General features: G+C 46.7%; 21 protein-coding genes. 11 read left to right on the top strand and 10 right to left on the bottom strand.

Annotation, left to right across the window (positions count from 1 at the left end):
- Positions 1–2 precede the first annotated feature (2 nt).
- The 3 genes from lspA to LZT22_RS10115 are packed head-to-tail and all read right to left on the bottom strand — an operon-like array spanning position 3 to position 4,335.
- Positions 3–482, bottom strand: a complete 480-nt coding sequence (lspA, locus tag LZT22_RS10125) for a signal peptidase II (protein ID WP_233925085.1) — start codon at positions 480–482, stop codon at positions 3–5.
- Positions 483–500: 18 nt separating this feature from the next.
- On the bottom strand, positions 501–3,392 hold the full coding sequence (gene ileS, locus LZT22_RS10120; RefSeq protein WP_233925084.1) for an isoleucine--tRNA ligase: 2,892 nt from the start codon (positions 3,390–3,392) through the stop codon (positions 501–503).
- On the bottom strand, positions 3,385–4,335 hold the full coding sequence (locus LZT22_RS10115; protein WP_233925083.1) for a bifunctional riboflavin kinase/FAD synthetase: 951 nt from the start codon (positions 4,333–4,335) through the stop codon (positions 3,385–3,387). The genes ileS and LZT22_RS10115 overlap by 8 nt, the downstream gene beginning before the upstream one ends.
- Positions 4,336–4,374: 39 nt before the next feature.
- Between LZT22_RS10115 and purN the strand changes: the two genes are divergently transcribed.
- Genes purN through LZT22_RS10100 form a run of 3 tightly spaced genes read left to right on the top strand, consistent with a single transcriptional unit; the run spans position 4,375 to position 7,684 of the window.
- Positions 4,375–5,013 carry a phosphoribosylglycinamide formyltransferase gene (purN, locus tag LZT22_RS10110; RefSeq protein ID WP_233925081.1) on the top strand — a complete coding sequence of 213 codons (639 nt, stop codon included), beginning with the start codon at positions 4,375–4,377 and terminating at the stop codon, positions 5,011–5,013.
- Positions 5,010–6,443 (top strand): RsmB/NOP family class I SAM-dependent RNA methyltransferase, encoded by a 1,434-nt coding sequence (locus tag LZT22_RS10105; RefSeq protein WP_370635219.1) that lies wholly within the window; start codon positions 5,010–5,012, stop codon positions 6,441–6,443. Before purN ends, LZT22_RS10105 begins: the two co-directional genes overlap by 4 nt.
- Positions 6,444–6,481: 38 nt before the next feature.
- Positions 6,482–7,684, top strand: a complete 1,203-nt coding sequence (locus LZT22_RS10100; RefSeq protein WP_233925079.1) for a fatty acid desaturase — start codon at positions 6,482–6,484, stop codon at positions 7,682–7,684.
- Between the two features lie 68 nt (positions 7,685–7,752).
- Here the strand turns inward: LZT22_RS10100 and rpmG are convergent, their stop codons facing one another.
- The 3 genes from rpmG to radC form a co-directional block, all read right to left on the bottom strand.
- The gene (gene rpmG, locus LZT22_RS10095) at positions 7,753–7,920 is read right to left on the bottom strand and encodes a 50S ribosomal protein L33 (RefSeq protein WP_233925077.1); all 168 of its coding nucleotides are present in this window, start codon (positions 7,918–7,920) and stop codon (positions 7,753–7,755) included.
- Positions 7,921–7,931: 11 nt separating this feature from the next.
- Entirely contained in the window at positions 7,932–8,165 is a 234-nt protein-coding gene (gene rpmB, locus LZT22_RS10090) for a 50S ribosomal protein L28 (protein WP_233925075.1), read from the bottom strand.
- Between the two features lie 137 nt (positions 8,166–8,302).
- Positions 8,303–8,995: a DNA repair protein RadC gene (gene radC / locus LZT22_RS10085; protein ID WP_233925073.1), complete on the bottom strand. Its 693-nt coding sequence runs from the start codon at positions 8,993–8,995 to the stop codon at positions 8,303–8,305.
- Between the two features lie 27 nt (positions 8,996–9,022).
- Between radC and LZT22_RS10080 the strand changes: the two genes are divergently transcribed.
- From LZT22_RS10080 to LZT22_RS10050, 7 genes are read left to right on the top strand one after another with little or no spacing between them, the layout of a single operon-like run.
- A complete protein-coding gene (locus LZT22_RS10080; protein ID WP_233925072.1) occupies positions 9,023–9,472 on the top strand; it encodes a peptidylprolyl isomerase in 450 nt (149 codons plus the stop codon).
- 3 nt (positions 9,473–9,475) lie between these two features.
- Entirely contained in the window at positions 9,476–10,414 is a 939-nt protein-coding gene (gene ispH, locus LZT22_RS10075) for a 4-hydroxy-3-methylbut-2-enyl diphosphate reductase (RefSeq protein ID WP_370635218.1), read from the top strand.
- A 21-nt stretch (positions 10,415–10,435) separates the two neighbouring features.
- Positions 10,436–11,629, top strand: a complete 1,194-nt coding sequence (locus LZT22_RS10070; RefSeq protein WP_233925070.1) for a branched-chain amino acid ABC transporter substrate-binding protein — start codon at positions 10,436–10,438, stop codon at positions 11,627–11,629.
- Positions 11,630–11,637: 8 nt separating this feature from the next.
- On the top strand, positions 11,638–12,573 hold the full coding sequence (locus tag LZT22_RS10065) for a branched-chain amino acid ABC transporter permease (RefSeq protein ID WP_233925069.1): 936 nt from the start codon (positions 11,638–11,640) through the stop codon (positions 12,571–12,573).
- A 19-nt stretch (positions 12,574–12,592) separates the two neighbouring features.
- Positions 12,593–13,648: an ABC transporter ATP-binding protein gene (locus LZT22_RS10060; protein WP_233925149.1), complete on the top strand. Its 1,056-nt coding sequence runs from the start codon at positions 12,593–12,595 to the stop codon at positions 13,646–13,648.
- Positions 13,618–14,409, top strand: coding sequence for an ABC transporter ATP-binding protein (locus LZT22_RS10055; protein WP_370635217.1), 792 nt, complete (start codon positions 13,618–13,620; stop codon positions 14,407–14,409). Before LZT22_RS10060 ends, LZT22_RS10055 begins: the two co-directional genes overlap by 31 nt.
- The gene (locus LZT22_RS10050) at positions 14,406–15,116 is read left to right on the top strand and encodes an ABC transporter ATP-binding protein (protein ID WP_233925068.1); all 711 of its coding nucleotides are present in this window, start codon (positions 14,406–14,408) and stop codon (positions 15,114–15,116) included. Before LZT22_RS10055 ends, LZT22_RS10050 begins: the two co-directional genes overlap by 4 nt.
- 4 nt (positions 15,117–15,120) lie before the next feature.
- Here the strand turns inward: LZT22_RS10050 and LZT22_RS10045 are convergent, their stop codons facing one another.
- Positions 15,121–16,308 (bottom strand): acetylornithine transaminase, encoded by a 1,188-nt coding sequence (locus LZT22_RS10045; protein WP_233925067.1) that lies wholly within the window; start codon positions 16,306–16,308, stop codon positions 15,121–15,123.
- A gap of 36 nt (positions 16,309–16,344) precedes the next feature.
- Positions 16,345–17,442: a CDP-6-deoxy-delta-3,4-glucoseen reductase gene (locus tag LZT22_RS10040; protein ID WP_233925066.1), complete on the bottom strand. Its 1,098-nt coding sequence runs from the start codon at positions 17,440–17,442 to the stop codon at positions 16,345–16,347.
- Positions 17,443–17,479: 37 nt separating this feature from the next.
- Between LZT22_RS10040 and LZT22_RS10035 the strand changes: the two genes are divergently transcribed.
- Complete coding sequence (locus LZT22_RS10035; protein WP_233925065.1) at positions 17,480–18,388, top strand: SDR family oxidoreductase; 909 nt, start codon at positions 17,480–17,482, stop codon at positions 18,386–18,388.
- On the opposite strand, the gene LZT22_RS10030 is transcribed toward LZT22_RS10035, so the two are convergent.
- On the bottom strand, positions 18,351–20,153 hold the full coding sequence (locus LZT22_RS10030) for a glutamine--tRNA ligase/YqeY domain fusion protein (protein ID WP_233925064.1): 1,803 nt from the start codon (positions 20,151–20,153) through the stop codon (positions 18,351–18,353). The two genes, LZT22_RS10035 and LZT22_RS10030, sit on opposite strands and share 38 nt — an antisense overlap.
- A gap of 83 nt (positions 20,154–20,236) precedes the next feature.
- A complete protein-coding gene (locus tag LZT22_RS10025) occupies positions 20,237–21,742 on the bottom strand; it encodes a tripartite tricarboxylate transporter permease (protein ID WP_233925063.1) in 1,506 nt (501 codons plus the stop codon).

Below are 21,742 nucleotides of genomic sequence, written 5' to 3'. Positions count from 1 at the left end.
AATTAGATTTTAGGCCTAGTGAGCTCACTCCATACAATCAGCACCGCCCCGACTGAAATAGCACTATCTGCCACATTAAAAGCAGGCCAGTGCCAAGTTTCATAATGTACGTCAATAAAATCGACGACCGCACCATAAAAAATCCGATCGAGCACGTTACCAATCGCTCCGCCTAAAATTAAACTCAAGGCCCATGATAATTTTTGGTCAGCCGTATTACGACGTAAAAACCATAAGATGACGACTGATGCTGCAATTCCTAAAATCGTAAAAAACCAGCGTTGCCAACCACCCGCTTGGGAAAGAAAAGAAAAAGCGGCGCCGGGGTTAAAAATTAAAAACCAATTGAGATAGGCATTGATCGCCACGGGGCTAGCGATGGGGAGATAGATTTGTGCCGCCACCTTAGTTACCTGATCCAGAAGCAGGACAGTACTCGCAATGATTAAATAGCGATGAAGTGGATTTAAGAAGGTGCTCATAAGGGAGTTTGTCTTGACTTAAGCAAATTGCCGATCTTCGCCGACCCCAAAAAGATTACTGATACAACGGCCACACAATTCCGGATGATTGCTGTCTGCACCAACATCTCTGACATGATGCCAGCAGCGACTACATTTTGGATTTTGGCTAGCTTGGACGAGAATACTTAAGGGTTTAAGGGGATCATTGCTTGGCTCAACGTGGGCACTTGAGGTAATCATGACAAAACGCAAATCATCACCAAGTGACTGCAATAGACTAAAGTCTGGCTCAGCTATTTGTATTTGAATTTCGGCTTGCAAGGAAGAACCAATTAAACCGGCGCTCCGTTCTATTTCAATCGCCTTGGTTACTTCCGCACGAATTTCCCGTAAGCGAGCCCATTTAGCGATTAGTGCTTGGCCGTCGACAATTTCAGGTAAAGGCGTAAATGCTTCTATGAAGATCGAAGCACTAGGCCCCGCTTTACCGTGTGGAAAGGCTTGCCATGCTTCTTCTGTCGTAAAGGAAAGGAAGGGCGCAAGCCACTTTAATAAATTACGGGTGATATGAAAGAGGGCATTTTGTGCTGCACGACGATCAGGCGAATCGGGCGCCATGGTGTAAAGACGGTCCTTCAAAATATCGAGATAAAAGCCGCCCAAATCTTCGGAGCAGAAATTGAGCATCCGCGCAACCACGGGTTGAAATTCATAAACTTGGTAAGACGCTTGAATATCGGCTTGTAAAGCACTCGCTAAGGCCACCGCGTAGCGATCAATTTCCAGCCACTCTGACGGGGGTAAGGCATTTTTATCTGGGTCAAAGTCAGCTAAATTAGCCAATAAAAATCGCAAGGTATTGCGCATGCGTCGATAGCTCTCAACCACGCGTTTGAGAATTTCATCGGAGATGGTCATCTCACCTGAGTAATCGGTTGAGGCAACCCATAAGCGAATAATTTCGGCACCTAATTTATCGGCCACTTCTTGGGGCGCAATGACGTTGCCAATCGACTTACTCATTTTGCGACCCTGCCCATCGACCGTAAAACCATGGGTTAAGAGGGCCTTATATGGCGGCTTGCCGTCGAGCATAACGCCGGTCAGTAGCGAGGAATGAAACCAGCCACGGTGTTGATCAGAGCCCTCTAAATACAAATCGGCTAAGCGTCCTGCAGGGCCACCAAATTGTTCTTTAGCTACAGCGGTAAATAACTGCGCTTGATGCGAGCCCCGAATCACATGCCAATGGGTAGTGCCAGAGTCAAACCACACATCGAGGGTATCGCGATTTTTTTCATATTGATCAGCATCATCACTTAACAGATCGGTAACCGCCATGGTCTGCCAGGCTTCAATTCCGCTTTGTGCAACGCGTTGAGCCACGAGCTCTAATAATTCAGGGGTGCGGGGGTGAGGCTGGCCCGTTTCTTTATGCACTAAAAAGGCCATTGGGACGCCCCATTGGCGTTGGCGGGATAAAGTCCAATCGGGCCGATTTGCAATCATGCTGTGTAAGCGTTGCTTACCCCATGCTGGAAAAAATTCGGTATTTTCAATGCCCAGCAAAGCCGCTTCACGCAAACTAAGTGGGTGAGCATTTGTCGCGCCATGCGGTTTTTTATCCATGCTGGCAAACCATTGGGAAGTAGCACGATAAATGATGGGGGTTTTATGTCGCCAGCAATGCATGTAGGAATGCGTATAAGCTTGCTGTTTTAATAAAGTACCTGCTTGCTCTAAAGCAGCAACAATTTTTGGATTCGCCTTCCAAATAAACTCGCCAGCAAATAGAGGTAACCAAGAGGCATAGACGCCGTTACCCATCACGGGATTTAAAATTGCATCATCCGCTAATTGATGCGCTTTGCACGATTTAAAGTCTTCTTCACCATAAGCGGGGGCCGAGTGCACTAGACCTGTACCCGTTTCTAAAGTCACGTAATCTGCCGGATAAATCGGCGCTAGACGCCGATAACCATCATCAAGCGTCGCGAGCGGATGCCAGAAAGAAATACCCTCTAGTGCACTGCCTTGGCAAGTACCCAAAATAGTGCCCTCAAGACCATATTCAGTTAAGCATGCGGCGACTCGGTCAGCCGCCAAAATAAGCAGACCTTTGCTGGTATCAACCAAGGCATAAGTTAATTCAGGATTGACATTGAGCGCTTGATTCGCTGGAATGGTCCAAGGGGTTGTAGTCCAGATTACAGCCATACCGATTTTTTTAGGTAGCTCTGGTAAACCAAATACTTTAGCTAATTGGGGTAGCTGCGCATCATCAAAGGGAAAGCCAATATCGACTGCCGGATCTGTTTTATCTTGGTATTCCACTTCAGCTTCTGCTAAAGCAGAGCCACAGTCAAAACACCAGTTCACTGGCTTTAAGCCGCGATAGACGTAGCCTTTTTGCCAGATTGCTGCCAAGGCCCGTATTTCATCGGCTTCATTTTGGTAGTCCATAGTCAGGTATGGACTATTCCAATCACCCAATACTCCTAAGCGTTCAAAATCAATTTTTTGTTTGGTAATTTGCACGTTGGCATATTCGCGCGCTTTAGCTTGTACTTCAGCTACTGGTAAATTTTTACCAAACTTTTTTTCAATTTGAATTTCAATTGGCATGCCATGACAATCCCAGCCGGGTACATAGGCCGCATCAAAGCCCATGAGCCAGCGCGACTTAACGATCATATCTTTTAAAATTTTATTTACAGCATGGCCAATATGGATATCGCCATTAGCGTATGGGGGACCATCATGCAAAATAAATAAAGGCTGCCCAGCATGGGCTTGGCGAATTGCTTCATAGAGTTTATTTTTTTGCCATTGCGCCACCCACTGCGGTTCACGTTTAGGTAAATCGCCGCGCATCGGAAATGCAGTTTCTAGTAAATTAACAGGGTAGGCAGTAGATTTTTCAGACATAGACTTTTTTCAGAAAATATTGGCGCGCATGAGCTGCATCAGCTTCAATCGCTAATTGCAAGGCGGTTAAATCAGGGTATTTAGCTTCATCACGAATTTTTTCAAGGAGCTCTACTTTAACAATACGGCCATAGACATTTTCCTTGAAATCAAATACGTGCGTTTCTAAGAGCACGCGCCCCGCATCTTCCACTGTTGGGCGAATGCCTAAGCTGGCTACACCAGGCAAGGGCAGTGGCCCTAAGCCATGAACTTGCACGACGAAGATACCGCTGGCCGCAGTTTGGCGCCGATGTAAATGGTTGGCAACGGCAATGTTCAGGGTTGGAAAACCTAAGGTTCGACCTAACTGTCGTCCGTACAAAACATGCCCAGAAATGCAGTAGGGCCGACCGAGTAAATTATTCGCCTGCTGTAGATCACCCTGCGCAATTGCCGCCCGCAGGGCTGAACTAGAAATGCGAATCTGCTGGTCAGCAATAGTGGGCATTGCAGATACTTCAAACCCATCACGCTCCCCCGCAATTTTGAGACTAGCAAAATTGCCTGCGCGTTTGGCGCCATAACAAAAATCATCACCAATTAAGATCCAGCGGGTACGTAAACGTTCGCTCAGAATATGTTTGACAAATTGATCAGGGGTCAAGGCTGCAAAAGCAGAGTTGAAATGCTCCACCACCACCCGTTCGATGCCAATTGCCGCAAATGCTTCTAATTTATCGCGTAAATTTAAAATGCGCGGCGGCGCTTTTGCCGGCGCAAATAATTCTTTGGGATGAGGCTCAAAGGTCATTACGCATGAAGTCAGTTGGCGCGCTTTGGCACCTTGTACTAGTTCGCTCAATAAGGCATGATGTCCCCGATGCACGCCATCAAAATTACCAATGGTAAGGGCGCAAGGGGGACCTGCGGAAAACTGGGTTGAGCCACGGAATACGTTCACTAGTCGCTTTCAAGGTAACCTTGAATTATATTGGTGCTCATGAAATCAATTGTTAGCTTAATTTCTGGTCGGGGTTCTAATTTTGAAGCCATTGTCAAAATGGCTCAAAAAGAGGCTTGGCCAGCCCATTTTGCAGGGGTAATTGCCAACCATCCGCAAGCCAAAGGCCTTGATTTTGCCCGTGAGGTCGGCATTCCCACTTTTATTATTGATCATCGCGATTTTGTCAGTCGCGAGACTTTTGATGCCGCTTTAATCGCGAAGATTGAAGAATTAAAGCCAAATTTAGTCGTTTTAGCAGGCTTTATGCGCATTCTTACCGCTGGCTTCATTCATCAGTATGAGGGGCGATTAGTGAATATTCACCCCTCTTTATTGCCTCACTTTGCTGGCCTGCATACGCATCAACGGGCGCTTGAGGCAGGTGCTCACAAGCATGGAGCCACAGTCCATTTTGTGACCACAGGGGTCGATGAAGGCCCCATTATTTGTCAGGCAGAGTTAACTGTGTTGGCTGGCGAGAATGAGGCTCAGTTAGCGGCTCGGGTTTTGCGCCTAGAACATCAGATTTATCCGCGGGCCGTAAAATGGTTCATTGATGACCGTTTACGCATAGAAGGTAATAAAGTGAAATTAAGCCCCCCTGAAACCCAATTTTTTGCCAGCGGCAGTTTGTGAAGGCCGATTGGAATAATGCCGGATCTTATACGCGCTCTAATCGGGCTAAACGTAAAGATGCTAAGACCGCTGCAGCACCCGTTGGACAAAAGAATTTTTCGCATGCCAAAGCGCTGCCCCAGCACGCCTTGCATTTAGAACGACTATTACCTGAGCTTCTAAAATTTGCTGAGGCGGCTGACCGTTTAGTTAGCCGCTATTTTCGCGCTGAACCACGCTTAGGTAATCGCGACCGCGCTTTAATTGCTGAAAGTGCTTTTGCCGTGTTGCGGCGTAAAAATGAAATGGCGCAATTTGCTGCTAGCGGCAGCGGTTCCTTAGCACGACGTTTGGCTTTATTAGGCATGATGTCAGCGCTTTCTGAAGGCGGCTTAGGCTCCGCTAATCGCGCTGAAAGTGCCTTAGCCGACTTGGCTTTTGTGCTGCAGCCTGGCGAATATGAATGGCTATTACGTTATGCACAGCTCGATCACGGCACTCTTGCACCGATGGTGCGCAATAATTTACCCGAGTGGTTGTGGCAGGCTTTTGCTACCTCGCCTGGCATTGAACAGCGTGAAGCTTTAGCCCAAGCGCTCATGAAACCCGCGCCTTTAGATTTGCGCGCTAATACGATGAAAACCAGCCGTGACAAGCTCATGGAAGAGATGAATGCCTTAGGTGGACGCTACCTAGCTGAGCCTACCCCATTTGCACCTGAGGGTTTACGGATTAAAGGTAAGCCCGCTTTGCAAAATTCAACTTGGTTTAAAGCAGGGCATTTAGAAGTGCAGGATGAGGGCAGCCAATTACTGTGCTATTTACTCGCTCCCAAACGCGGCGAAATGGTGGTTGATTTTTGTGCTGGTGCAGGTGGCAAAACGCTTGCAATTGGTGCGATCATGCGTTCAACTGGACGACTTTACGCATTTGATACCTCAGCACGGCGACTGGCTAATTTAAAGCCACGGCTAGCGCGCAGCGGTTTATCGAATGTGCACCCAGTGTGGATTGATAGTGAAAACGATGCAAAGATTAAGCGCCTAGCCGGCAAAATTGACCGGGTTTTAGTTGATTCGCCCTGCAGTGGTATTGGCACCTTGCGCCGCAATCCCGATTTAAAATGGCGCCAAAGCTTGGCTGGGGTGGCCGAATTAAATGCGAAGCAAGCCAGCATTTTGGCATCTGCTAGTCGTTTATTAAAACCAGGGGGACGTCTTGTATATGGCACCTGCAGCTTATTGCCCGCCGAAAATCAAGCGATTGCCGAAGATTTTTTAGTTAAACACCCTGAATTTGAGGTTATTCCAGCCGCCGAAGCCTTAAAAGACCACTTTATAGATGGGGAAAGACCCTTAGGAACCAGTCCTGATAACCCTTGGTGGCAGCTTTGGCCACATTTACATGGCACCGATGGGTTCTTCGCTGCTGTTTTTAGGCGCAAGGCGTAAAATAAGGGTAACTACTATATAAACCAAGAGGTAAGCGCTTGAATTCCAGCTTTTTACAGAATCTTTCAGATAATTTACTCGCCGGGCTTGCCCATGGCTATTTAAATTGGGCTTGGTGGCAAATTGTTTTGTTTACTTTAATTGCTACCCATATCACCATTGCAGCCGTAACCATTTATTTGCATCGTTGTCAGGCTCATCGTGCACTCGATTTACATCCGCTTGCAGCACATTTTTTTCGACTGTGGCTATGGCTAACTACTGGGATGGTCACGAAAGAGTGGGCGGCAGTGCACCGTAAACACCATGCGCGTTGCGAAACTCCTGAAGACCCCCATAGCCCTCAAATCGTGGGAATTAAAACCGTGCTTTTGCGCGGGGTTGAGCTTTATAAAGCAGAGGCAAATAAGCCAGAAACCTTAAGTAAATTTGGACATGGTACGCCCGATGACTGGATTGAAAAAAATATTTACACCAAATTTTCTTGGCAAGGCGTCGGTTTAATGTTGATCATCGATGTCTTTTTATTTGGCGCGATTGGCGCAACTGTTTGGGCCGTACAAATGCTCTGGATTCCAATTACAGCCGCGGGCGTAATTAATGGCATTGGTCATTTTTGGGGCTATCGAAATTTTGATTGTGAAGATGCCTCTACCAATATCGTGCCTTGGGGAATTTTGATTGGTGGTGAAGAGCTCCATAACAATCACCACACCTTCGCCTCAAGTGCCAAGCTTTCAAATAAGTGGTACGAGTTTGATATTGGCTGGCTCTATATTCGCATGCTTAGCGCAGTAGGTATGGCAACAGTGAAAAAAACGCCACCCAAGCCAGTACTAGTGCCCGTGCGCCCCGCAGATCAAGATACCCTAGAGGCAATCATTGCCAATCGTTACGAGATAATGGACCGCTATAGCAAGACCCTAAGACGCTTTTTTAAGAATGAAATGCAGCATATGCAAGTGGTTGCTACGCATTTAAAAGATGCCCGCAGTTGGCTTGGTAAAGATGAAGCACGTCTGACTCCAGCAGAAAAAAGCAAACTCGAAGAGTTAATGGCCAGTAACCCGCAATTGCGCATCATGATTGAAATGCGTCGCGACTTACAAGCCATTTGGCAGCGTTCAAACTCTACTGGCGAGCAATTAGTTGCGCAACTGCGCACCTGGTGTCATCAGGCCGAGGCCAGTGGCTTAACAAGCTTAAGAGATTTTTCTTTACGCTTACGGCGCTACGCTTAAACTCTTCATACCCATAAAAAAACCCGCATCGTTGATTAACTTTGCGGGTTTTTTATTGCCAAACTAAATTACTTTAGTTTTGTTTCTTTATAAGGCACATGCTTGCGAATCGTGGGATCAAACTTCGAGATCTCCAATTTTTCAGGTTTAGTGCGCTTGTTTTTTGTGGTGGTGTAAAAGTGTCCAGTACCAGCTGAAGACTCCAACTTAATTTTTTCTCTACCGCCTTTAGCCATTTTGAACTCCCTTAAATTTGGCCACGAGCACGTAAATCAACGAGTACAGCATCGATGCCATTCTTGTCGATTAAGCGCAAACCAGCAGTGGTCAAGCGTAAGCTAATCCAGCGGTTTTCTGATTCAATCCAAAAGCGACGATTTTGCAAATTTGGCAAAAAGCGACGCTTCGTTTTATTGTTTGCATGGGAAACATTATTGCCAACCATCGGCTTTTTCCCAGTGACTTGGCAAACTTTTGCCATGACACGACTCCTTAATTGCGAAAAGGGTAGATTGTATCAGGCAAAGGGCTAAATGGGCTAGTCCCTTCATGCTTTTATAGAATGGAGCGGGCAGTGAAGGCATTTTTGAGTCTAAGAAGTTAGTGTTTACTTTCATTTTAATCCTTATTAATTAAGCCTGAATCTAAAAAGGAGAAAAAACCGGCATGACTCACGATGCAGTGGTCAAGCAGGGGAATATCAACTAATTGCAAGGCAGTATGCAGGGCTTTCGTCAGGGCGATGTCGGCTGCGCTCGGCAAGGGATTGCCGCTCGGGTGATTGTGAGCCACGATCAGGGCGCTGGCATTTCGGTTTAAGGCTTCTTTTAAAATTTCCCGAGGGTAGACAGCGGTTTGTGTAATGGAGCCCCGAAAGAGCTCTTGGCACTCGATTAGGCAATTTTGTGAGTCGAGGTAAAGACAGAGAAACACTTCGTGCGGCAGATGCCCAATTTGGGTTTGTAGAAAGGCCTTTAGCTGCTGCGGCGAGGTCAGTGCAGCACTAGTGTGAATGTCCTCCTCTAGGCTTCGTTTAACCAATTCATAGGCAGCCTGTATTTGTGACCATTTTGAGAGGCCAATGCCGTGGTGCCGGGAAATCTCTTCGAGACTACAGGTTAAAAGTGCGGCCAGGCTACCGAATGCCTGCAATAAATCATGCGCTAAAGCCACGGCACTTTTACCGCGCACGCCCACCCGTAAAAAGATTGCCAGAAGTTCAGCATCACTTAAGGATTGGGCGCCCTCCAAACGCAATTTTTCACGTGGCTGTAGGGCTATCGGCCATTGCTTAATAGCCCCCTGCACCAAAGGGGCAGGCGTCGCTACAATTGCAGAATGACTAAAACTCAGGTTATGCCCAATTCCTACTTGACCTTGAACTATCGTTTGGGATTGCCCAACGGGGACAGTTTTGTAAATACCTTTGGCGATCGGCCGGCGACCTTGCTTTTGGGTTCGGGTCAATTTGCACCTTGTTTTGAAAATGTTTTAATCGGACTTCAAGTGGGTGAACATAAAACGACAGTGATTCCACCAGAAGCAAGTTTTGGGTTGCGTAACGAAGAATTGGTGCAATGGGTTTCTTTGGCCGCACTACAGAAAAATGCCAAAGCAGATGCGCCTGCATTTACGGTGGGTGATGTAGTGGAATTTAATGCCCCGAATGGCGCCCAATATGCGGGTGTCATGCAGTCGATTGACTCTGGAGGGGCTTGGTTTGATTTCAATCATCCCTTGGCAGGAAAGCCCGTTACCTTCGAAGCACAAATTATTGCTATTCTTTAAATGATGAATTCCGATTCCGACCAAATTATCTTGGCGCAGCCACGCGGTTTTTGTGCTGGAGTAGACCGTGCAATTAATATCGTTAATGAAGCATTGCAACGCTTTGGGGCGCCAATTTATGTGCGCCATGAAATTGTGCACAACGTGTATGTGGTCGAAGAGCTGCGTACAAAAGGCGCAATTTTTGTTGAAGAGCTTGCCGAAGTACCAAAGGGCGCAATCGTGGTGTTTAGTGCCCATGGCGTTTCGCAAGAAGTGCGGCGCGATGCAGCAGCGCGGGGCTTGCAAATTTATGATGCCACTTGCCCTTTGGTGTCGAAAGTGCACGTTGAAGTTGTCAAGATGTGTAAAGACGGGTTTACTGTATTGATGATTGGGCATGCCGGTCATCCTGAGGTAGAGGGCACAATGGGCCAAGTGAATGCAGGTATCTTTTTAATTGAAAGTTTGGCCGATGTTGCTAAACTGAGTTTTCCAGCCCAGACCAAGTTAGCTTTTGTTACCCAAACTACATTATCAGTAGATGAAACGAAAGAAATTGTTGATGCATTAACGCAGAAATTTCCACAAATCATAAAACCCCGCAAACAAGATATTTGTTATGCCACTCAAAATCGCCAAGATGCAGTGAAATTTATGGCTCCGCAAGTCGATGTTGTTATTGTGGTGGGAAGTAAGATGAGTTCGAACTCGAATCGCTTGCGTGAATTGGCTGAAAAACTTGGGGTTCCAGCCTACATGGTTGACTCCCCCGATCAATTACAGGCCGATTGGTTCGTTGGTAAAAAACGGGTTGGTCTGACTGCTGGAGCTTCTGCCCCCGAAACCTTAGCGCAGGCAATTGTGCAACGTATTCAGGAATTGGGACCAAGAAAAGTGCATTCTTTACCGGGGGTAGTGGAAGATACGGTTTTTTCTTTGCCAAAAAGTTTAGTCGATTAATTCAAATTAGGAGTGACCTATATGCAAGCTTTATCTCAGCGTCTTACCTTTCGCCAAATCACTATTGCAGTGAGTGCCATTGCCTGCATATCTCTTTTGGGCGCCTGCGGCAAAAGCGATAAAAAAACGGCTGCAGCAGTTCCAGCCGATGCCACTGAAGTGAAGATTGGCCACGTTGCGCCTTTAACTGGACCCATTGCCCACCTTGGTAAGGACAATGAAAATGGTGCACGTTTGGCAATTGAAGAAATTAATAAAACCGGCTTAATGATTGAGGGTAAAAAAATATTCCTGACTTTAGTACCAGAGGATGATGCTGAAGATCCAAAGACCGCTACCCAAGTCGCGCAAAAATTAGTCGACAGTAAGGTGGTTGGAGTCGTAGGCCACCTCAATTCTGGCACCAGCATTCCTGCTTCAAAAATTTATAGCGATGCAGGTATTACCCAAATATCACCTTCGGCAACCAATCCTGAATATACCAAACAAGGTTTTAAAACGACTTACCGTTTGGTGGCGACAGATGCACAGCAAGGGCCTGCGCTCGCTAACTATGTTACACAAAAACTACAAGCTAAATCGGTTGCCATTATTGACGATGCCACTCAATATGGCAAAGGCTTGGCTGATGAGTTTGAGAAAACCGTAAAAGCCGCCGGCCTTAAAATTGTGGCTCGTGAAGCTAGCAATAATAAGGCTACTGATTTCAAAGCTATTTTGACCAAAATTAAAGGGTCCAAACCTGACGTGATTATGTATGGCGGCATGGATGCGACTGGCGGGCCTTTGGCTAAACAGGCTAAAGAGTTAGGCATTACCGCTAAGATCGTGGGTGGCGATGGTATGTGCACTGAAAAGTTAGCCGAGTTAGCGGGTGACGCAGTGGTTAATGTAACTTGCTCAGAGGCTGGCATGGCTCTGAGCAAAATGGCCAATGGCAATGATTTTCAAAAGCGTTATAAAGAGCGCTTTAATACTGAAGTGCAAATTTATTCCCCCTTCACCTATGATGCAGTTTATGTTTTAGTAGATGCAATGAAGCGCGCGAAGTCAACTGCTGCGGATAAAATTTTGTTAGTCATGCCCGATACCCAAATGAATGGCTTAACCGGTAACGTGGCCTTTGATAAACAGGGAGATTTGCAGCATGGCGTTATTTCTCTTTACGAATATAAAGATAAAAAGAAATCGGTACTTGATATCGTCAAGATGTAAATGGGCGGATGGAAACATTCCTCCAGCAACTAGTTAATGGTCTAGTTTTAGGGAGCATTTATGCCTTAATTGCCTTGGGTTACACCATGGTTTATGGCGTACTCGGCATTATTAACTTTGCCCATGGTGAAGTGCTAATGATCGGCGCTTTGGTTTCACTCACTCTAATTCAGGGCCTGATGGGCTTTGCCCCTTTCTTGCCTGGCTGGTTGGTATTAGTGTTGGTCTTGCCAATCACCATGGCAACGTGTGCCGCGCTCAGTTACACGATCGAGCGAGTAGCTTATCGGCCATTGCGGAATGCACCACGGCTTGCGCCACTGATTTCAGCTATCGGCATGTCGGTTTTATTGCAAACTATTGCCATGATGGTTTGGTCACGTGACCCGCTGATGTACCCGCAGTTGTTGCCAGCGCTACCGATTCAATTATTTAATAGTGCGGTCACAATTACCGGTAAAGAGCTCGTTATTATTGCCGTCGCTTTTTTAGTGATGTGTGCTTTATTACTCTTGGTCGAGCGCACGCGCTTAGGCCGTGCCATGCGGGCAACGGCCGAACAAACCAAAATTGCCGCACTCATGGGGGTTAATCCCAATCGGGTTATTTCGATTACCTTTATGTTGGGTGGCGCTTTGGCGGGCTTGGCTGGTGTCATGATAGCGACCAACTATGGCAATGCAAATTTTTATATGGGCTTCATACCAGGTCTGAAAGCATTTACTGCCGCAGTTTTAGGCGGCATTGGTAATATCCGTGGGGCGATGCTTGGGGGGCTACTATTAGGTTTAATTGAATCGTTAGGAGCTGGTTATATCGGCGATTTAACTGGTGGCGTATTAGGCTCTAATTACCAAGATATTTTTGCTTTCATAGTGCTCATTGTGGTCTTAGTATTGCGTCCGAGTGGATTACTGGGCGAACGAGTTTCCGATCGTGCTTAATTTTATTTCCCAGCGGCGCATGTTTTTGTGGTTGGCAATGTTAAGCCTCCTCATTTTGCCTTGGTGCGTTGGATCTGTTGGCGGTAATTACTGGGTGCGCGTGCTGGATTTTGCTTTGCTCTATGTGATTTTAGCGTTAGGTTTAAATGTTGTAGTGGGATTTGCTGGTTTACTCGATTTAGGTTTTATCGCATTTTATGCCTTGGGCGCCTATACTTTTGCGTTACTGGCATCGCCTCATCTAACCCAATCGTTTGCGGCGATTGCCGTATTATTTCCAGAAGGTTTGCATAGCCTCATATGGCTTGCTTGTTTGATTGGGGCAGTCTTAGCGGCGACATTTGGCGTTATTTTAGGCGTGCCAACGCTGAAACTACGGGGCGACTATCTGGCGATAGTCACTTTAGGTTTTGGTGAAATCATTCGCATTTTTTTAAATAATTTAGATCGACCCATGAATCTCACGAATGGGCCTAAGGGAATACGTGCAATCGACTCAATCGAACTCTTTGGTATTTCTTTTGCTAAATCATTAGACCTTGGTTTTATCCAAGTACCCGCTTTATATTTAATTTTCTATCTCTTTCTCGTTTTAGCATGTATTGCTACAGTAATCTGCATGCGTTTACAAAATTCGCGTATTGGCCGAGCTTGGGTAGCCATTCGTGAGGATGAAATTGCCGCCCAAGCAATGGGGATTAATACGCGCAATTTAAAATTATTGGCGTTTGCCATTGGTGCTTCATTTGCTGGAGTGGCGGGCGTTTTATTTGCTTCTTTTCAAGGTTTTGTTTCACCAGAGTCCTTTACCCTATGGGAATCGATTGTGGTTTTAGCGATGGTAGTTTTGGGTGGTATAGGCCATATACCCGGAGTGATTTTGGGCGCCGTATTGCTAGCCATTTTCCCCGAAGTGTTGCGTGGGGTCGTGCAACCCCTACAAAATGCGCTGTTTGGGCATGTCCTGGTTGATGCAGAAATTATGCGCCAATTGATTTATGGCTTGGCTTTAATTTTGATTATGCTCTATCGCCCCAAAGGAATATGGCAAAAGCGGGGAGCATCTACGTCATGAGTGTGTTGCTCGATGTTACTAACGTATCAAAATTTTTTGGCGGAGTACACGCTTTAGATAACGTTGGTTTAAGGGTGCCAAGCGGCAGTATTGTTGGTTTAATTGGCCCGAATGGCGCAGGCAAAACCACCTTTTTTAATCTAATAACGGGTCTGTATTCTGCTAATAGCGGGCTCTTTCAATTTAACGGCCAATTTTATTCGCCTCATTCAGTAGCCCAAGTAACGCAAGCAGGAATAGCCCGGACTTTTCAAAATATTCGCTTGTTTGGGGCGATGACTGCTTTAGAAAATGTGATGGTGGGGTGCCATTGTCGTTCACATACGGGGGTAATTGGTGCTATTTTGCGGGGTCAACAGGTGCGGCAGGAAGAACGGGCAATTAGAGAAAAATCGTTTGCGCTCTTACGCTATGTTGGTTTAGGCGATTTTGCTGATCATACTGCCATCAATTTATCGTATGGGCATCAACGCCGCTTAGAAATTGCTCGCGCTTTAGCTACTGACCCTTTGTTATTGGCGCTCGATGAGCCTGCAGCGGGGATGAATGCGACTGAAAAATTAGCTTTACGTGAATTACTGTTGCAAATTCGGGTTGATGGCAAAACCATTCTATTAATTGAACATGATGTTAGTTTGGTGATGGGTATCTGCGATAGCCTCACGGTATTGGATTACGGCAAGACCATTGCCGTTGGGAGTCCAGCTGAGGTTCGTAACAGTCCTGCAGTGATTAAAGCCTATTTGGGTAATAGCCCATGAATATCTTGGAAGTTAGCGGCCTAAAAGTGAATTATGGCGGCATATCTGCTGTCAAGGGCATTGATTTTTATATAGAGCAAGGGGAAATGGTGGCTTTAATTGGTGCTAATGGCGCTGGCAAAAGCTCAACCCTCAATGCCTTATCAGGAATCGTTCCTGCAAGTAGTGGCGAGGTTCGGTTTGCGGGTCACATCGTCACGCATCTACCCGCGTATGAACTAGTCAAACAGGGCTGCAGTTTGGTACCCGAAGGACGTGGCGTATTTAAACGTATGAACGTCTTCGAGAATTTACAAATGGGCGCTTTTCTACAGGAAAATCCAGCTGAATTTAAGCGCCTTTTAGATCAGGTTTACACTTTTTTCCCGCGCTTAGAAGAGCGCAGCACGCAAATGGCTGGCACGCTTTCTGGCGGAGAACAGCAGATGGTAGCAATGGGCAGGGCGCTAATGGCGCAACCGAAATTATTATTGTTAGATGAACCATCAATGGGTCTAGCACCACTGATGGTGGAAACCATTTTTAATGTGATTCATTCTTTAACTAAAACTGGAATCACCATTTTATTGGTAGAGCAAAATGCGCGTTTAGCCTTGCAGCTTGCCCAACGAGCTTATGTCATGGAAAGCGGACTGATTACCTTGACTGGATCTGGTGCAGAGCTCATGGCCGATACCAGAGTCCGCCAGGCCTACTTGGGCGAATAAGGGCTTAAGCTAATTGCTTGAGTAATCCGCGTAGCATTGAAGCCATTAAGCGAATGTCGTCGTCACTGGTATTGAGGGCGGGCATAAAGCGCAATAAATCAGGCTGTGGAGAATTAATCAACAGTCCTACTGGATTTTGATCACGAGCCATTTCTACTAATTTAGGGCCAATCTCACGGCCCAACATTAAGGCCCGTAACAGACCCATGCCGCGCTCACCTTCTAACTGAAATTCTGCAACGAGTTGACGCAATTCATTACGCAATAACTCGCCTTTGGCCTGTACTTGCGCTAAAAATTGGGGAGCTAATAGTTGTTCAACCACACTAATACCTACCGCTGTCATTAGGGGGTTGCCATTGTAGGTGCCACCTTGATTGCCAGCGACAAAGCAAGCTACGGCATCGGTCGCCAAGAGGGCAGCAAGGGGTACACCACCACCAATCCCTTTACCCAAAGTCATGATGTCGGGCTTAATGCCAAATTGTTCATAAGCAAATAAGCTGCCGGTTCGCCCGCTGCCCGATTGCACTTCGTCTACTATCAATAAGATATTGCGCTCTTGCGTGAGTTGGCGTAAATTTTGCATAAATTCAGGCGTACAGGGAATCACGCCACCTTCACCTTGTACCGGCTCTACCATTACTGCCACGGTATTATCGGTAATGCAGGCAATGACCGAGCTCAGATCATTGAGATTGGCCTTCGGAAAGCCAGCGACCTGGGGAGCAAACATGCTATCCCAGCCCGGTTTGCCAGAAGCACTCATCGTAGCTAGAGTGCGCCCATGAAAGCCATGATCAAAGGTAATAATTTCAAAGGCGCCTGCTTTATTGAGTTGCCCCCATTTACGCGCTAGCTTAATCGCGCCTTCATTTGCTTCAGCGCCACTATTGGCAAAAAAAACTTTATCAAAACAACTATGTGCAGTGAGTAAATTTGCTAAACGCAGCATGGGTTCGTTGTAAAACGCCGGGCTAGGACTAATTAATAATTTGGCTTGGGTATTTAGCGCCGCAATCATGCCAGCGTTAGCATGCCCCAAGCAATTTACGGCCCAACCTTGCATAAAGTCGAGATAGCGCTTGCCGTTTTGATCGGTTAGCCAAGACCCCTCACCTTGCACCATCACCAATTCTGGGCGTGGGGTGATAAACATAACGGCGGCTGTATTAAGCGGTGTATTGGTCATGAGGCGAGAGCAGTAATTGAATTAAATAAAATTGAATTATGAAACGGTTTCATCTAAGCTGCGCGATAAATCGGCGGCACTGGTGAACGAGTCGGCAAAAAATTCGGCTTCAGGTAATTGGCATTGGGTAATAAAGTCACTTCGCGCTGCATTGACCATGATTGGTGCCCCACAGGCATAAACCTGCATGGCCTTCAGACTAGGATAATCAGCCATCACCGCACGGTGCACAAAACCCGTTCGCCCTTGCCACTGGTCGGTTGGTATTGCATCTGAAACAACGGGAATATAGTGAAAGTCGGGGATGGTGCTTGCCCAGCTTTTACACAGTGCATCAAGATAAAGATCGGTGGGTCGCCGGCCACCCCAATAGAGGCTGATAGGCCGCTGAATTTTTTTGGCAAGCATATGTTCAATGATGGCCTTAATGGGGGCAATACCGGTGCCTGCTGCTAAAAAGAGGATGGGTTTAGTCGATTCTTCACGCAAAAAGAAACTACCTAAGGGCCCTTCAAAACGTAAAATGGCTTTCTCTTGCAAAAATGGGGTAGGCAAGGCGCTGGAGCTAGTGGCGCCGCTACTAGGCTGATTGTGTCCAAACACAAAATCAGTAAAAATGCCGCCTGGCAAATGTCGAATTTGCACTTCAAGCGGTCCATCGTGTTCGGGAGCAGTGGCTAAAGAGTAAGCGCGGCGCTGACCATCTTTAAGTAAAAATTCAATATATTGGCCAGCTAAATATTGAAAGCGTTCAGCTGCCGGCAGTTGTAATTGCAAAATTGCCACATCAGTGGTGGGGCGGGTAATTGTGTTAACGCGACAGGGCACTTTACGAACGGGTAAATCACTACCCCCTTGTACTTCACGTACTTCAATCATGAGATCGGCTGTAGCTTGTGCACAGCAAAACAGACTCATACCCGCTAATTCTTCAGCGCGACTCAAAGCGCTCTCACTATGTTCGCCATGCTGTACTTGGCCTGAAATCACTTTTCCCTTACAAGAACCACAGGCACCATTCTTGCAGCCGTAAGGTAAGTTAATTCCTTGGCGTAGGGCGGCCTCTAAAATAGTTTCATCTTGGTTGACCATAAACTCCTTACCGCTAGCTTTCAGTGTGACGCGATGCCCCAAAACCCATTCCTTTCAATAAATCGGTACGATATAACTCATGCGTAAGGCCACCCACCCATTTGCTAAGCCTAGACTCCTGATCGTGGGATGTGGAGATATAGGGCTAAGAGTTGTTAAGCAGTTAGCACCGGCTTTTCATATTTTTGCGCTAACTTCTCAGTTAACGCGTTTTCCAGCATTGCGAGAAGCAGGAGCACTGCCTATTTTGGGTAATCTTGATCAGCCTGAGAGTTTATGGCGTCTGAGTGGATTAGCAGAAACCGTCATTCATTTAGCACCACCGCCTAACTCAGGTAATCAAGATCGCCGAACCCGCAATCTACTGCGAATTTTAGCCCAAGGTGGCGGTGTCGTCAGGCGCTTGATTTATGTCAGTACCACAGGGGTATACGGTGACGCCAATGGCTCTTGGGTGCATGAAACAAGCCCTATAGACCCACAAAGTGAGCGGGCTAAGCGCCGCGTCGATGCGGAGCAGGTATTGCGGACTTTTGCTTTAACTCAGCGGGCAAGGTTGACGATTTTGCGGGTGCCTGGTATTTACGACCTCAACCGATTGCCCATCGAGCGCCTGAAGGCGGGAACCCCCGCTTTATTAGCCGCTGAAGATGCTTATTCAAACCATATTCAGAGCGATGATTTAGCCCGCCTGATTTGCGCGGCAGTATTTCGTGGGCGTCCCCAGCGCATCATCAATGCTTGTGATGGTGAAGAGCTGAAAATGGGCGATTATTTTGATCAAGTTGCTGATGCTTATCAGCTTGAGCGGCCGCCTCGTTTAACCGCTGCCGCCGTTAGGGAAAAAGTAAGCCCAATGCTCTGGTCGTTTATGCGTGAGTCACGGCGGGTGAGTAATTCCCGGCTGAAAGAGTTAAGGATAGCCCTGCGCTATCCCAACGTCGCCAGTTTTATTTCCAAGTATCCTTTAGTGCCACCGTCCGATTAAAGACAGGCTTTCCAACTTGTGAGTCGATGGCATCCGCTATAAAGTAGCCATGACGTTCAAACTGAAAGCGCTCGCCGGCTTGTACATTTTTCATGCTCGGTTCGAGGTAAGCGGTAATAATCTGTTTTGAATGTGGGTTAAGGTAGTCGAGGAAATTATTTTCACCGCTGTCGGGTTGGGGGGTCGTAAACAGGTGATCATACAAGCGCACTTCAACTGGTAGGGCATCAAGCACACTGAGCCAGTGGATATTACCCTTCACTTTATAGTTGTCTGAGCCTGGGGTACCACTCTTGCTATCGGGAAAATAACGCGCGTTCACTTGTTTTACCTGGCCATTGCTATCCAATTCAACTCCAGTACATTCAATCACAAAACCATGGCGTAGTCGCACGCGCCCACCAGCTTGGTCATTGCTGGGCGGATAAAGTCGAAAAAAGCCCTTCACGGGTTCGAGCATAAAGTCATCGGCCTCGATCCAAACTTCACGCGTAAAGTTAAATTCACGTTTACCCCATTCAGGATGATGCGGATGACGTGGGGCCGAGCAGGCTTCAGAACCATTTTCAGGAAAGTTTTCGATCACTAGTTTTAACGGTTTTAGTACCGCAGTAGCCCGCGGCGCCTTGGCATCTAGGTCATCTCGTAAAGCCTGTTCTAAGGTACTCATATCGATCCAGCTGTCGGCTTTCGAGACGCTAATTCGTTCACAAAATAAGCGGAGACTTTCAGGGGTATAGCCGCGCCGACGAATACCCACAATGGTTGGCATCCGTGGATCATCCCAGCCATCGACACATTTTTCTGCGACTAATTGCAGTAATTTACGTTTACTAGTGAGGGTATAGGTTAAATTGAGGCGCGCAAATTCGTGCTGATGCGGTAGTGGATCACTAAAGACGCCGGCTTCTTTTAGGGTGTTCAGAATCCAATCATAGAGCGGTCGATTATTTTCAAACTCTAAGGTACAAATCGAATGTGACACGAATTCAAGGGCATCAGAAATGCAGTGGGTAAAATCATATAAAGGATAAATACACCATTGGTCACCAGTTCGATGGTGGTGCGCATGGCGAATGCGGTAAATGACTGGATCGCGCATGACGATATTGGGGTGTTGCATCTCAATTTTTAGACGAAGCACATGCTGTCCATCGCTAAACTCACCCGCCCGCATCGCGCGAAAAAGTTGCAAATTTTCTTCTACACTGCGATTACGATAAGGACTATTTTGTCCCGCTTGATTAAAATTGCCCCGTTTAGCATGAATTTCATCGGCTGTTTGGCTATCAACATACGCTTTGCCATGTTCGATTAAAACTTCAGCAAATTGATAGAGCTGTGCGAAATAATCACTGGCGTAATGCAAATGGGTTTGACCATTTGCCTCCCAATCAAAACCAAGCCAGCGTACCGCATCTAAAATGCTATCGACGTATTCAACATCTTCTTTTACTGGATTAGTGTCATCTAAGCGCATATTGCAACGCGCACCCCCTGCGCGTGCTTGATATTCAGCAGCTAGACCAAAATTGAGACAAATACTTTTAGCATGCCCAATATGTAAATAGCCATTAGGCTCGGGAGGAAAGCGGGTAATCAGTGGGGGTAAGGCATTACCGTCAGCATCGTTACGAAGTGGACGCTGTTGGTATAAGGGTTGCGCTAAATCGTGCTCGATAATTTGGCGCAGAAAATTAGAGGGTTCAGCGGCTATCGCTTTTGTCTTATTAGAGGTGGTATTTTTAGGGCTTTCTGGTGACATTCGCTAATTGTAGAGAAGATCGCTACTCGAGAAAGAAAAAAGCCCGCAGATGGCTGCGGGCTTGATGAGAAGGTAAGGATAAGTCAAAGCTCTTCGACGAAGACTTTTTCACGTCCTTTTTTGATCGCAGGTAGAGCAACAATCACGACCATTAAAGCTGCTGCCACCAAGAGGCCCAGCGAAAGTGGACGGGTAATAAAGGTTGAAAAATCCCCTCGCGAGAGTAATAAGGCGCGGCGGAAATTTTCTTCCATCATCGGGCCCAATACAAAGCCTAATAAAAGCGGCGCGGGTTCGCAACCCAATTTAAAAAATAGGTAGCCAATAATGCCAAAGGTGGCGGTGATGTACACGTCAAAGACTGTATTGTTAACGGTGTAAACCCCGATACAACAGAAAACCAAAATAGCGGGATAAAGAAAACGATACGGAATTTTCAATATCTGTACCCACATACCAATGAGCGGTAAATTGAGCAGAATTAACATCAAGTTACCAATCCACATCGACGCAATCAAGCCCCAAAATAAAGCAGGGTTGCTGGTCATCACTTGTGGACCTGGTTGAATATTGTGAATGGTCATCGCGCCCACCATTAATGCCATCACCGCATTGGGTGGAATACCTAAAGTCAGCAAAGGAATAAAGGAAGTTTGAGCTGCAGCATTATTCGCGCTTTCTGGGCCAGCAACACCTTCAATAGCACCTTGCCCAAATTCAGCTGAGTGTTTTGAGGTTTTCTTTTCAACCGAATAGGCTCCAAAAGCAGCTAAAGCAGCACCGCCGCCTGGCAAAATTCCCAAGACCGAGCCTATTGTCGTTCCCCGTAAGATTGACGGCACCATTCGCTTAACATCATCCCATGTTGGAATAAGGGTAGTCACTTTATTTAAAAAACTTTCCCGCTTTTCTTTTTGCTCTAAGTTCATCATAATTTCAGCAAAGCCAAATACACCCATGGCAATACTGACAAAGCCAATACCATCGCTCAGTTCAGGCACATCAAAGGCATAGCGTGACACGCCTGAATTTACGTCGGTACCAACTAGGCCCATGAGCAAACCCAAAATAATCATGCCAATCGCTTTAAGAAGTGAGCCCGACGCCAAAACCACTGCACCGATTAAGCCCAACACCATTAATGAAAAGTATTCAGCCGGGCCAAACTTAAAGGCTAGTTGTGAAAGGGGTGCGGCAAAAGTAGCCAAAATAAAAGTCGCTACGCAACCGGCAAAAAATGAACCCATACCAGCAGTAAAGAGCGCTACTCCAGCTCGCCCTCGTCGCGCCATTTGATAGCCATCAATTGCAGTTACAACCGAAGATGTTTCTCCGGGAATGTTCAATAAGATGGCTGTAGTTGAGCCGCCATACTGCGCGCCATAATAAATACCCGCCAACATAATGAGGGCAGCAATGGGGGGTAATGCATACGTTGCTGGCAATAACATGGCAATAGTGGCAATTGGGCCAAGGCCAGGCAAAATGCCGATTAAGGTGCCCAACAAGCATCCCAGAAAACAGTAAATTAAATTTTGAAAGGTTAATGCGGTTGAAAAACCCAGCGCTAAATTATTCAGCAGATCCAT

Origin of the sequence: Polynucleobacter sp. IMCC 29146, assembly GCF_021395195.1 — a bacterium.
Classification (GTDB): Bacteria; Pseudomonadota; Gammaproteobacteria; order Burkholderiales; family Burkholderiaceae; genus Polynucleobacter.
Note: the sequence above shows the minus strand (reverse complement) of the source record. Positions and strands in the feature narration are given on the sequence as shown.

What these genes read in the sequence shown, in the direction of transcription:
- lspA (WP_233925085.1), bottom strand. Translation starts at nt 482, where the DNA reads ATGAGCACCTTCTTAAATCCACTTCATCGCTATTTAATCATTGCGAGT.
- ileS (WP_233925084.1), bottom strand. Translation starts at nt 3,392, where the DNA reads ATGTCTGAAAAATCTACTGCCTACCCTGTTAATTTACTAGAAACTGCA.
- purN (WP_233925081.1), top strand. Translation starts at nt 4,375, where the DNA reads ATGAAATCAATTGTTAGCTTAATTTCTGGTCGGGGTTCTAATTTTGAA.
- rpmG (WP_233925077.1), bottom strand. Translation starts at nt 7,920, where the DNA reads ATGGCTAAAGGCGGTAGAGAAAAAATTAAGTTGGAGTCTTCAGCTGGT.
- rpmB (WP_233925075.1), bottom strand. Translation starts at nt 8,165, where the DNA reads ATGGCAAAAGTTTGCCAAGTCACTGGGAAAAAGCCGATGGTTGGCAAT.
- LZT22_RS10080 (WP_233925072.1), top strand. Translation starts at nt 9,023, where the DNA reads ATGACTAAAACTCAGGTTATGCCCAATTCCTACTTGACCTTGAACTAT.
- ispH (WP_370635218.1), top strand. Translation starts at nt 9,476, where the DNA reads ATGAATTCCGATTCCGACCAAATTATCTTGGCGCAGCCACGCGGTTTT.
- LZT22_RS10070 (WP_233925070.1), top strand. Translation starts at nt 10,436, where the DNA reads ATGCAAGCTTTATCTCAGCGTCTTACCTTTCGCCAAATCACTATTGCA.
- LZT22_RS10065 (WP_233925069.1), top strand. Translation starts at nt 11,638, where the DNA reads ATGGAAACATTCCTCCAGCAACTAGTTAATGGTCTAGTTTTAGGGAGC.
- LZT22_RS10060 (WP_233925149.1), top strand. Translation starts at nt 12,593, where the DNA reads ATGTTTTTGTGGTTGGCAATGTTAAGCCTCCTCATTTTGCCTTGGTGC.
- LZT22_RS10055 (WP_370635217.1), top strand. Translation starts at nt 13,618, where the DNA reads ATGGCAAAAGCGGGGAGCATCTACGTCATGAGTGTGTTGCTCGATGTT.
- LZT22_RS10050 (WP_233925068.1), top strand. Translation starts at nt 14,406, where the DNA reads ATGAATATCTTGGAAGTTAGCGGCCTAAAAGTGAATTATGGCGGCATA.
- LZT22_RS10045 (WP_233925067.1), bottom strand. Translation starts at nt 16,308, where the DNA reads ATGACCAATACACCGCTTAATACAGCCGCCGTTATGTTTATCACCCCA.
- LZT22_RS10035 (WP_233925065.1), top strand. Translation starts at nt 17,480, where the DNA reads ATGCGTAAGGCCACCCACCCATTTGCTAAGCCTAGACTCCTGATCGTG.
- LZT22_RS10030 (WP_233925064.1), bottom strand. Translation starts at nt 20,153, where the DNA reads ATGTCACCAGAAAGCCCTAAAAATACCACCTCTAATAAGACAAAAGCG.
- LZT22_RS10025 (WP_233925063.1), bottom strand. Translation starts at nt 21,742, where the DNA reads ATGGATCTGCTGAATAATTTAGCGCTGGGTTTTTCAACCGCATTAACC.